The organism is Nocardiopsis alkaliphila YIM 80379 (assembly GCF_000341005.1).
Taxonomy (GTDB): Bacteria; Actinomycetota; Actinomycetes; order Streptosporangiales; family Streptosporangiaceae; genus Nocardiopsis; species Nocardiopsis alkaliphila.
In genome coordinates, this window is record NZ_ANBD01000125.1 from 7,373 (window position 1) to 18,467 (window position 11,095).

The following is an 11,095-nucleotide window of genomic DNA, read 5'->3' on the forward strand; positions in this document are numbered from 1 at the left end:
GACGGTGCCCGGCATCAAGTACGTCATCGACCCCGGCACCGCCCGTATCTCCCGCTACTCGCACCGCACCAAGGTGCAGCGCCTGCCCATCGAGGCGATCTCGCAGGCCTCCGCCAACCAGCGCAAGGGCCGCTGTGGTCGTGTCTCCGAGGGCATCTGCATCCGGCTGTACTCCGAAGAGGACTTCCTGTCCCGCCCCGAGTACACCGACCCCGAGATCTTGCGCACCAACCTCGCCTCGGTCATCCTGCAAATGGCCGCCTTGGGCTTGGGCGACGTCGCCGCGTTCCCGTTCGTGGACGGTCCCGACCACCGCCAGATCAAGGACGGCGTCAACCTCCTCACCGAACTCGGCGCCCTGCACCCCGAACCCAAGGGCGCCAAGGGTGGGCAGCGCCGGCTGACCACCACCGGCCGTCGCCTGGCCCAATTGCCCATCGATCCCCGCCTGGGCCGCATGGTCCTCGAGGCCGAAAAGCGCGACTGCCTGGCCGAGGTCATGGTCATCACCTCCGCCCTGTCCATCCAGGATCCGCGCGAACGTCCCACCGAAAAGCAGCAGCAGGCCCAGCAGGCCCATGCCCGATTCGCCGACAAGGAATCGGACTTCTTGGCCTTCCTCAACCTGTGGAACCACCTGCGGGACAAGCAGCGGGAGCTGTCCGGCAACCAGTTCCGCAAGATGTGCCGCGAGGAATTCCTCAACTACCTGCGCGTGCGCGAGTGGCAGGACATCCACGGTCAGCTCAAACAGGTCCTGCGGCAGATGGACGTCGAGGTGCCGCCACTACGCGAGGAGGCCGCCGACCCGCGTGGTATCCACATGTCGCTGCTGGCCGGCCTGCTCTCCCACATCGGCCTCAAGGACCCCGAGAAACACGAGTACCTGGGTGGACGCGGGGCACGTTTCGCGATCTTCCCCGGTTCGGCGCTGTTCAAGAAGCAACCCCGCTTCGTGATGGCCGCCGAACTGGTGGAGACCTCCAAGCTGTGGGGGCGCATGGTCGCCAAGATCGAACCCGAGTGGGCCGAGGAACTGGCCGGCGACATCGTCAAGCGCAGTTACAGCGAACCGCACTGGGAACGCAAGCGCGGCGCCATCATGGCCTATGAGCGGGTCACCCTCTATGGGGTGCCCATCGTCGTGCAGCGCAAGGTGTCCTACGGCGGGATCGACCCCGAACTGTCCCGAGAGCTGTTCATCCGCCGCGCCCTGGTCGAGGGCGACTGGGAGACCCGGCACGAGTTCTTCCACGACAACCGCGCACTCTTGGACGAGGTCGAGGACCTGGAACACCGGGCCCGGCGCCGCGACATCGTCGTGGACGACCACACCCTGTTCGATTTCTACGATCGTCGTGTCGACTCCTCCGCCGTCTCGGCCGCGCACTTCGACTCCTGGTGGAAGAAGGCTCGCCGCACCGATCCCAGGCTGCTCGACTTCACCCGTGAGGAACTGATCAACGACGGTGTGGACGTGGTCAGTGAGGACGACTACCCCGACACCTGGCGTCAGGGGCAGTTCGTCTTTCCGCTCACCTACCAGTTCGAGCCGGGCAGCGACTCCGACGGCGTCACCGCGCACATCCCGATCAAGTTCCTCAACCAGGTGGAAAGCGTCGGGTTCGACTGGCAGATCCCGGGGCTGCGCGACGAACTCGTCACCGCGCTGATCCGGTCCCTGCCCAAGCCGCTGCGCCGCAACTTCGTGCCGGTGCCCGACAACGCGGCCCGCGCCCGTGGCGCCCTGGAGCCCTACCAGGGTTCCCTCACCGAGGCCTTGGCGGCCGAGCTCACCGTGATGGCCCACGGCGAGCGGGTCCGGGCCGAGGACTTCCAGCTGGACCGCGTCCCCGACCACCTGCGCATCACCTTCCGCGCGGTGGACGACCGCGGCCGCGCCTTGGCCGAGTCCAAGGACCTCGAACGATTGCGTGCCAAGCTCAAGCCGCGCCTGCGCGAAGCGATCGTGACCGAGGCCAAGGGGGTGGAGAAGAAGGGCATCACCTCCTGGGACTTCGGCCGACTGGAGAAGACCTTGGAACGCAAGGCTCTGGGGCCCAAGGTCAAGGGCTACCCCGCCTTGGTGGACGAGGGCGACAGCGTCGCCATCCGCATCTTCGACACCGAACCCGAACAGCGCGCCGCCATGCGCGCGGGTACCCGCAGGCTCCTACTGCTCACCATCCCGTCCGTGGCGACGACGGTGAGCAAGGGTCTGAACAACCCGGACAAGCTCGCCTTGGCCGACAACCCGCACGGCTCGGTCAAGAAGATCCTCGCCGACGCCGAGTCGGCGGCCGTGGACCACCTGCTCACCCGTGAGGGCGGCCCGGTGTGGAACGGTGACGACTTCGCGAGGCTGCGCGACCGCGTGCGCGCCGACCTGGGCGATACCCTCGCCGAGGTCTTGGACAAGGCCGCCCGCGTCCTGGTGTCGTGGCGCAAGGTGTCCAAGAAGGTCAAGGGCACCACGTCCCTGGCGGTGTTGCCCTCGCTCAACGACGTGCAGGGGCAACTGGGCGAGCTGGTCGCGGACGGCTTCCTCACCGACGCCGGCCTGTCCCGCCTGGACGACGTACACCGCTACCTGCGCGGTGTCGAGTACCGACTGGACAAGCTGCCGGAGAACCCGCGCCGCGACCAGGTCAACATGGCCAAGGTCGAGCAGATGCGCCAGGCCGTTCGCCGGATTCGCGGCGTGCTCAAGGCCGGTCGTTCCCAGGACCCGGACGTGGTCGAGTTGCGCTGGATGCTGGAGGAGTACCGCATCAGTCTGTTCGCGCAGGGGTTGCGCACCGCCTACCCGGTCTCGGACAAGCGCATCATGAAGGCGATCGAGGCCGTGAAGGCCGCCGACAAGAAGAAGTAGGGAGCGACCCCGGGCCGACGGGACGCTCCGGGGTCTTCAACGCGCGAAGGTGGAGCCGGCACCCACCCTGTGCCGACCGCCGGTGTCCTCCCGTTCCCGCGTGGACGCCCGCCTTCGCTCCTCCTGCTCCTGTTTGGCGCCGAAGAAGTCCCCGCCCTTGCGCAGCGTGTCGTCGGTGCCCCAGGACTCGTCCGCGCCGACCTTGCGCAAATGGGGAATGTGCTTTCGACAGTGGATGTAGGCCTCCTGGACTTGGACCATCATCCACATCTGTGCTCGCTGTCCCGGTACCCGCGCAAGCGGAAGGTCCGGGACGTGGGGGCGTAGACGTTCGTCCTCCATGATCTTCACCCTGCCGTTGACGTGCAGGCCGATCCGGTCACGTTGGAAGTCGAGGAACATCAGTCCGATGTGCGGGTTCTCCAGGATGTTGCCCGCGCTGGCGAACACGCCGTTACCGCGATACTCCGGGTAGACCAGGGTGTGGTCATCGATGACGTGGACGAAGCCCGCGGGACCGGAGCGGAAACTGGAGTCGCACTCGCCCTGGCCGTCCGCCGTGGCGATGAACAGCATCTCCTGCCGAGCGATGAAGTCCTTCATCGCCGGGTTGAGGTGGTCCAGCATCTGGTCCTGATAGAACCGCTCAGCACGTTCGGTCGTGCCCATGACCGTCTGTACGTGGCGCTCTCCCTGGCTTCCGGGCGCGCGGTTCGGGCTGTTCTGTGGCATGAGGGAAGGCTTTCGACGGCGTGCGGATTGCGGTACGGGACCCGGGTGTCCCTCAGCGTGTTCTGCCGGCCTCGGCGGAGGAGGCCATGGCGTTCTCGACCCCGGCGAGCATGTTGGCGGTGACCCACTGGTAGACCAGCACCCAGGCCGAACTCATCGAGGACGACCACGTGGGGGAGACCTCGCTGACGGCACGGACCAGGGCGCGGCCGACATGGGGGTAGTGCTCGGGCCGGACACCGAGTTCCCTGTGGTGCTGTGCCCCCAGTCGCTGGAGGTAGTGCGCGACCTCGTCGGGGGTGTCCAGGTGCCGGACCACCGAGAGCAGGGCGTCGGCCATGCGTTGCTGCTGCGGTTTGATGTCGTCGGAGAACATGTCCCGAATCTCGGGGACCATGTTGAAGAGGTTCTCGTAGAAGAGCCTGGCCAGCCGTATCGATCCTTCGGGGATGTCGACGCACGACTGGCGGACCAGGTCGATGGTCTCCGGGCTGGGCAAGGGCACTTCGGTGATGGAGCGCAGGCTCAAGGGGAGATCCAGAGTTCGGTGAGCGGGGGCATCGAACCGTGAGCGTGCCTTGGGGCACGAACACTCTCCACCCGAGGACGATGGGGTTTTCGCCTGAGTCCCTTCACCGGCCGTGTCCGGCCCGAGCGGGGTCCCCAGAGCGCCCTCGCCGTTCTTGAACGGGTGGTCGGGGTCGAACTGTAACAGATGTGCTACTTGATGTTGAGTTCTCTTTCAGTGGCCGGTGAGAACTCTGTGGGCGGCGAGTAGCCGTGTGGCCGGTGGGCACGTGCTCCACCGGATCGCGGCCCTTCGCGCTCGACGCTTGCGTTAGGCGGAACCGGGAGCGATACCATGCGGCCGGTGGTGTAGACCACTTTCCTGTTCAGGCGACGGAAACGAGGCACCCGGTGCAAACACCACGACGGCTCCTGCTGGTGGGGACCTACACCCCCGACTCCGAACCGCCAGGAGAGGGCCAAGGCATCCACCGGGTCTGGTTCGACCCGCGCACCGGCCAGATGACGGACGGGGGAGTGGCCGCTCGCACCCCGGGCCCTTCCTTCCTCGCCTACCGACCCGAGCCACCCACGGTGTACGCGGTCAACGAACGCGCCCAGGGCACCCTCACCGCCTTTCGCCCGCACGCGGACGCCACCCTCACCGAACTGGGTGCGGTGCCCACCGGGGGCGCTTCCCCCTGCCACGTGCGCTATCTGGGCCCCCGCCAGGTGGCCGTGACCAACTACGCCAACGGGGTCCTCACCTTCGTCTCCACCGCCGAGGACGGCCGTCCCACCGGCGAGACCATCGAACTCGCCCACCAGGGCACCGGGCCGGTCACCGACCGCCAGGAGGGCCCGCACGCGCACAGCACGGCGGTGGCCCTGGACTCCTTCGAACCCGGTAACCGCTACCTGCTCGCCGCCGACCTGGGCACCGACGACCTGCGCGTGTACCACTACAGCCCGGTCCCCGAACAGCTCGACGAGGACGCTCCCGAGCCTGGGGAGGACACCTTTCCCGTGGTGCCCCTGCCGCCCGGCACCGGCCCCCGCCACATGGCCGTCAACGGCGACCACGTGTACGTGGCCGGGGAACTCGACTCGCGGGTGCACGTCGTGCGCTGGGACGGGGTGGCCGGTACCGGGGAACACCTGGGCTCGGTCACCGCGACCGCCGAGGAGGCGGCCGGGAAGAACTTCCCCGGCGAGATCGTCCTGCACCGGCTCAAGGTCGAGGGTCGTGAGATCGCCGAAGGGGACGCGCTTCCGCCGACCCGTACCTATGAGGGTCGTGTGTACGTGTCCAACCGGGGCGCCGACGTCATCTCCACGTTCGTGGTCCGTGACGGTGGCGAGCGTCTGGAGCACCTGGCCGATACCCCCGTGGGAGACTGGCCCCGCCACTTCACCGTGGTCCGAGGGCACCGGGACGAACCGGACCACCTGGTCGCCGCCGCCCAGAACGGGGATGAGTTGATGTCACTGCTCATCGACCCCGACACCGGCGTCCCCACCGACACCGGTCATCGCCTGCCGATTCCCGCACCGGTCTGTGTGCTGCCCATTCCCATCAAGCGCATCCGCAAGGCCGAGGCGACCGGGTAGGCCCGCGCGGTCGAGAAGAGCGCTGCCAGGGGCCGAAGCTCGTGTTCGGACACCTGGCAGCCTTCGCCTGACCTGCACACGCCCGGTTTGTGGCGGTCATCACGCCCGGTTGTCCGCTTCCGGCCAGATGCTCACCCCAGAGCGGTTGTGACCTGGAGTGATGGGATGTTTCCTTTCTCTGGGCCGACCGTTCACCGAAGAACCACAAGTGCGACACGGCGGAAAAACCACCAGAATCGGAACCATTGCCGCTGCCTGGACGACCAACAGGGCAGCAGGCAGGTATCGATCGGTGGGAAGGCAGGCCCGTGAAGTTCACGTTCGTCTATGACCAGGGCGAGGACACACCCCGGGCCGAGTGCTCTCCACCGGCGCAGGTGGTCATAGTCGTAACCTTTGTCCCCGTGCAGCTTGGTCGGGTGACGTCGTCGTGGTCCACCCACGGTGTACGCGGTGTGCGCAGGTGATAGCCGGTCAAGGTCATCACCGGTCCAGACGGAACTCGAAGAACATGCCCGGACCACGGCCCGACTCGAAACGGCCCCACCGGGAGGCGAGGGCGTTCACCAGGAAGAGGCCGTGACCGTGCTCGGCGTCAGGGTCGGGGTCCAGCACATGGAACTCAGGGGCACACCCCGTCACGTCTGGGACTTCCACTCGAAGTCGGTCGGGGGAGAAGAACACCCGGACGAAGTAGTCTCCGCCGGTCTCGTCGTGCTCCGGGGTGGGTGCGTGCGATACCTGGTTGGTCGCCGGCTCCGAGAGCAGGAGCAGCGCGGTGTCACTGACCTCCCCGGGGATGTCGGCGATCTTCAGTCGCCGCCCGAGCCGGTCACAGGCCTGCTTGACACTTGTGCACTCTTCAGAGAACCGGAAGGAGTTGTTCCAGACCGAGAAGTACGCCTTCACCCTGCTGAGCGCTGATCCGGCATGGCCGTCCGAGCGTGAGGTCGCCGAGGGCGTTGCCTTGCGGATGAGGCGTCAGCAGCGGCTGGCCGATACGGTGCCGATCCATCTGGAGTTGGTCATGCATGAGTCGGCGCTGCACCAGGTGGTGGGAGGGGCTGCCGTGATGAAGGAGCAGCTCCGTGTGCTGCGGGAAAGATGTGACCTGCCGAACGTGATATGCCGAATTCTGCCGTTCGCGGCTGGTGCCTACCCCGCCAGGTATGGATCCTTCGCCCACCTCACGTTCGAGAATTCACTTGCCGGCCCCTTCTCTTACGGGGACGTCGTCTATTTCGAACATGGGATAGGCGCGCAGTACATCGAAGATGAGACGGATACGAGCCGCTACCGGTCCGTCTTCGAGGACCTACGGAGCCGATCGCTGAACGAAGATGAGTCTCGTGCGCTCATCGAGAACGCACTCACCCAGTACGAGTAGGGCAGACGGTCCCGGAGGGTCACGTTGGCGGAGTGGCGTAAGTCCAGCTACAGCGGGAACGGGCCGTCCACCGCGCCATCGAGCGCATGGCCACCCAGCCCACCCGGCTCCAGCATGGTGAGGTGGACCAGCGCGGCGGCATCGTCTAGCACACCCGGGGTTCCGGCAAAAGCCCGACCATGGTGTTCCTGGCCCGGTCCATGCGCTCGCACCCGAAGCCGACCGGGTTTAAGATCATGCTGGTCACCGACCGCACCCAGCTCTAGGAACGGCTGTCGGCGGCCATGGCGCTCACCGGCGAGAGCACCGAGACCATCGCCAAGGTCAAGGAGCTCGAACCCACCCTGGCCATACCGGGCAAGGGCCGTACTTCGCGATGATCCACAATTACCAGGCCGAGGACGGTGAGGGCCCGTTCGGCGGTGCCTCCGAGGGCGAGCCCACCAAGCCCAAGAAGGAGATCGTCCCCCAGCTGGACGTGGCCGACGGCGCCACCGTGCCGATCCTCCACGAGGGTCGCACCACCAAGGTGCACGTACGCGACGGCAACGACCTGGACGAGCTCTTCCCGAGCATCATCGCCGCCCGTGACACCCTGGTCGCCGAGATCGACTCCAGATACGGCTGCTCAGGGTCGCGGGCATGGTGACCAGGCTAGACCACGCTCAGAACGCCACCGGGAAGGAACCACCGTCCGCCTCATCCCCTGACAGGGCCGTTCTTCGCTTCCAGTTGGCCCCCGGCGGGGGTGCGGGCGCCGCTACCAGAGGGGACGCACCCCTACCCCGAGCGTGCTCCCCGCCCGGCGCGTCTCCTGTCCGGGATGCCCCATGGGACGGACAATGTGGACGACCTCCCTCGTTCGCCGAAAGATGGAGAAAGGTCGTCACCATGTCCGAAGCCAGAGCCGCGGTGGTCCACCCCGGTAGCGGTACCTTCACCTGGGAAGACGTCCGCTTGGAGGAACCTCGCCACGACGAGGTCCTGGTCCGGGTGGTGGGCGCCGGGATCTGCCACACCGACCTGGCCAGCCGCGACGAACACCTGCACACACCCCTGCCCGCCGTGCTGGGCCACGAGGGTTCCGGCGTGGTGGAGGCGGTCGGTGAGGGCGTCACCCACGTGAGCACCGGAGACAAGGTCCTGCTCTCCTTCAGCTCTTGTGGACGGTGCCGTTCCTGTCGGCACGGGCACCCCGCCTACTGCGTGGACTTCCTTTCCCTCAACTTCGACGGAAAGCGACCCGACGGCACCACTCCCATCGCCTCCGCCTCGGGTGAGGTGATCGGTGGACGCTTCTTCGGACAGTCCTCCTTCGGCACCTACTGTGTGGCCCACGCGCGCAGCGTGGTCCCGGTCGAGGCCGCCGACGAGGACGAACTCGCCATGCTGGCGCCGGTGGGCTGTGGGATCCAGACCGGAGTGGGGGCGGTGCTCAAGGAACTCGACCCCGGCAGCGGCGACTCGGTCGCGATCTTCGGGGCGGGCGCCGTGGGTCTGTCCGGGGTGATGGGCGCCGCGCTCACCTCGGCCAAGAACGTCATCGCCATCGACATCGTGCCCTCCCGGCTGAAACTGGCCCGTGAACTGGGCGCCACCCACGTCATCAACGGTAAGGAGGAGGGCACCCTCGCGCGCTTGGACCAGATCACCCAGGGGCGGGGCCTCACGCACGCCCTGGAGAGCAGCGGCGTGCCCGCCCTGCTGCGGCAGGCGATCGACTCCTTGGCGGTGGGCGAGGGCATGGTGGCCGTGGTCGGCGCGCCGCCCATGGGTACCGACGGCACCTTCGACGTCAACTTCCTGCTCAACGGCCGCACCATTCGCGGTGTGACCGAAGGTGACAGCGACGTCTTCGACTTCGTCCCCGAACTGGTCGGGCTGTATCGGGACGGACGGTTGCCCTTCGACAAGATGGTCCGCTTCTACGAGCCCGACCAGATCAACGAGGCCGCCACCGACGCCGCCGAGGGCCGGGTCCTCAAACCGGTCCTGCGCTTTTGACGCCACCACTGACATCTATATCGGACGGCGATGGGAAGGTGTGGACCTGGCCGTGGGCCGCGTAGGGTCCGCGGGGAAGAGGGAGAGATGAGCGTGCGAGTCGAACAGGTCACCGAACCGCTCGCCTACCACGGTGAGGGTCCGGTGTGGTCCCCGGCGTGGGGTGGCCTGCGGTGGCTGGACATGCTGGCGGGGGACGTGCTCTCACTCGCCGGGGACGGAACCGTGACGCGGCGCCACGTGGGTGAGGTGGTCGCGGCGGTCCGGCCCAGAAAGGGAGGCGGCGCCGTGCTCGCCGTCGAGCGAGGTTTCGCCCTCGAAGGCGCCGATGGCACGGTGACCACCTTGGAACCGCTGTGGTCAGGCGAGGATGTCCGCATGAACGAGGGCGGATGCGACCCGGAGGGGCGTTTCTACTGCGGTTCCATGGCCTACGACCTGACACCTGGGGCCGGTTCGGTGTACCGGCTGGATCCCGACGGCTCGACGAGGACCGTTCTGGAGTCGGTGACCATCTCCAACGGGCTCGAATGGAGCCCCGACGGGAGCCGCGCCTACTACGTCGACACCGTGACCGATCGCATCGACGTGTTCGACTACGACTCCGAGCGCGGGCTGAGCGGGCGCCGCGCCTTCGTGGACGTGGCGGGCGGCCCGGACGGGCTGACGGTCGACCGGGAAGGTGGTGTGTGGGTCGCCCGATCGGGTGGCGGCTCGGTGCACCGGTACACCCCGCAGGGCGTGCTCGATGAGGTCGTGCGCCTTCCGGTCACCAAGGTCACGGCGTGCGCCTTCGGCGGCCCGGACCTGGACCGCCTCTACATCACCACCTCACGCGAACATCTGGCCCCCGACGTCGAGCCGGAGGCGGGCGCGCTGTTCGCCTGCACGCCGGGTGTCCAGGGCCTGCCGGTGCGCGAGTTCGCCGGATGAACGAGAGCCCCAGGAGCGACTCGGTGGACGAACCGGGTCGGCCTGATCGTTCTGGGGTTCGATCCGCCCATCCGTGGGCTCGTCGCCCGAGTCCAAGGGCGGCGAGCCCGAGGCGGTGCGGGCCACGGTTTCTACTGGGCGGTCAGTCCACCGTCGATGACGTGCTCCATGCCACTGATGTAGGAGGAGCCTTCGCAGGCCAGGAAGAGAACGAGACTGGAGACCTCTTCTGGCTCGGACATGCGGCGTAGCGGAACCTGAGCGGCGATGCCCCCGCCGCTTTCGTCGGTGGCCGCAGCCATCATGGGCGTTTTGATGTAACCGGGGTGGACGGAGTTCACCCTGATGTTGTCGGGTCCGTACTGAACGGCGGCGTGTTTGGTCATGCCACGCGAGGCGAATTTGCTGCCGACGTAGGCGATGTTCGGCGCCCCGACGATCGAGACGAGGCCCGCGGTGGAGGAAATGTTGACGATCGCCCCTCCGCCCGCCTTCCGCATGGAGGGGATGACCGCTTTCATCCCGTAGAACTGGGAGTGCTGGTTGATGGCGCAGACCTTGAGGTATTCCTCCTCGGCGAACTCCACGGTCTCACTGATGGGGCCGAGGACACCGGCGTTGTTGACCAACACCGTCACCGGGCCGAAGGTCTCTTCGGCCTCGTGGACGACTCGCCGCCAGTCGGCGGGGGAGGTGACGTCGTGCTGGAGGAACAGGGCGTTCTCACCGAGTTCGTCGGCGAGCCGGCGCCCACCCCCTTCATTGAGGTCGGTGATGACGACCTTGGCGCCCTCCTCGATGAACCGTTGGGCGTGGCTCGCCCCCATCCCCTGCGCCGCTCCGGTGATGATGGCGACCTTGCCGTCCAGCTTGCCCATCGTGCATTCCTTTCTTTATCGCTCTTCGATTCAATGTTCTTACTGTGAGTGATGGTGGTGGATGTTGGTGGGACCTGTCGGAAGTCGGTTCCCGTGTCCTCGGTGTTCGAGTCGGCGCCCCGAGCCCAGGGCGGTTTCAAAGTTGATCTTGGGGTTTACTGCTCGTGAGCG

The 11,095-nt window shown here is 67.0% G+C and carries 11 protein-coding genes (1 of these 11 only partly in view); 7 read left to right on the forward strand and 4 right to left on the reverse strand.

Going from position 1 to position 11,095, the window contains the following annotated elements; all coding sequences use genetic code 11:
• Window positions 1-2,872, forward strand: the 3' portion of a protein-coding gene (hrpA, locus tag D472_RS0117675) for an ATP-dependent RNA helicase HrpA (protein WP_017605802.1). Its footprint begins 1,091 nt before the window's first position; 2,872 of the gene's 3,963 nt are visible here — the last part of the coding sequence; its start codon lies beyond the left edge, outside the window; its stop codon occupies window positions 2,870-2,872.
• Between the two features lie 36 nt (window positions 2,873-2,908).
• Here hrpA and D472_RS25860 read toward each other — a convergent pair whose 3' ends face one another.
• On the reverse strand, window positions 2,909-3,604 hold the full coding sequence (locus D472_RS25860; protein ID WP_051046023.1) for a pyridoxamine 5'-phosphate oxidase family protein: 696 nt from the start codon (window positions 3,602-3,604) through the stop codon (window positions 2,909-2,911).
• Window positions 3,605-3,656: 52 nt separating this feature from the next.
• Window positions 3,657-4,133, reverse strand: coding sequence for a globin domain-containing protein (locus D472_RS0117685; protein ID WP_017605804.1), 477 nt, complete (start codon window positions 4,131-4,133; stop codon window positions 3,657-3,659).
• 389 nt (window positions 4,134-4,522) lie between these two features.
• Between D472_RS0117685 and D472_RS0117690 the strand changes: the two genes are divergently transcribed.
• Entirely contained in the window at window positions 4,523-5,722 is a 1,200-nt protein-coding gene (locus tag D472_RS0117690) for a lactonase family protein (RefSeq protein ID WP_026117816.1), read from the forward strand.
• Window positions 5,723-6,205: 483 nt separating this feature from the next.
• Here the strand turns inward: D472_RS0117690 and D472_RS25865 are convergent, their stop codons facing one another.
• Window positions 6,206-6,631 carry an ATP-binding protein gene (locus tag D472_RS25865; protein ID WP_017605806.1) on the reverse strand — a complete coding sequence of 142 codons (426 nt, stop codon included), beginning with the start codon at window positions 6,629-6,631 and terminating at the stop codon, window positions 6,206-6,208.
• Here D472_RS25865 and D472_RS25870 point away from each other — a divergent pair.
• From D472_RS25870 to D472_RS0117730, 5 genes are all read left to right on the forward strand, one after another.
• On the forward strand, window positions 6,603-7,109 hold the full coding sequence (locus D472_RS25870; RefSeq protein WP_152447997.1) for a DUF5753 domain-containing protein: 507 nt from the start codon (window positions 6,603-6,605) through the stop codon (window positions 7,107-7,109). The genes D472_RS25865 and D472_RS25870 overlap by 29 nt on opposite strands.
• Window positions 7,110-7,309: 200 nt before the next feature.
• Window positions 7,310-7,375 (forward strand): hypothetical protein, encoded by a 66-nt coding sequence (locus D472_RS29545; RefSeq protein ID WP_394295629.1) that lies wholly within the window; start codon window positions 7,310-7,312, stop codon window positions 7,373-7,375.
• 110 nt (window positions 7,376-7,485) lie between these two features.
• Window positions 7,486-7,758 carry a hypothetical protein gene (locus D472_RS0117720; protein ID WP_017605810.1) on the forward strand — a complete coding sequence of 91 codons (273 nt, stop codon included), beginning with the start codon at window positions 7,486-7,488 and terminating at the stop codon, window positions 7,756-7,758.
• Window positions 7,759-8,000: 242 nt separating this feature from the next.
• Window positions 8,001-9,113 (forward strand): NAD(P)-dependent alcohol dehydrogenase, encoded by a 1,113-nt coding sequence (locus D472_RS0117725; RefSeq protein WP_017605811.1) that lies wholly within the window; start codon window positions 8,001-8,003, stop codon window positions 9,111-9,113.
• A gap of 87 nt (window positions 9,114-9,200) precedes the next feature.
• The gene (locus D472_RS0117730; RefSeq protein ID WP_017605812.1) at window positions 9,201-10,046 is read left to right on the forward strand and encodes an SMP-30/gluconolactonase/LRE family protein; all 846 of its coding nucleotides are present in this window, start codon (window positions 9,201-9,203) and stop codon (window positions 10,044-10,046) included.
• A 131-nt stretch (window positions 10,047-10,177) separates the two neighbouring features.
• Here D472_RS0117730 and D472_RS0117735 read toward each other — a convergent pair whose 3' ends face one another.
• Entirely contained in the window at window positions 10,178-10,924 is a 747-nt protein-coding gene (locus tag D472_RS0117735; RefSeq protein WP_017605813.1) for a glucose 1-dehydrogenase, read from the reverse strand.
• Between the last annotated feature and the right edge of the window lie 171 nt (window positions 10,925-11,095).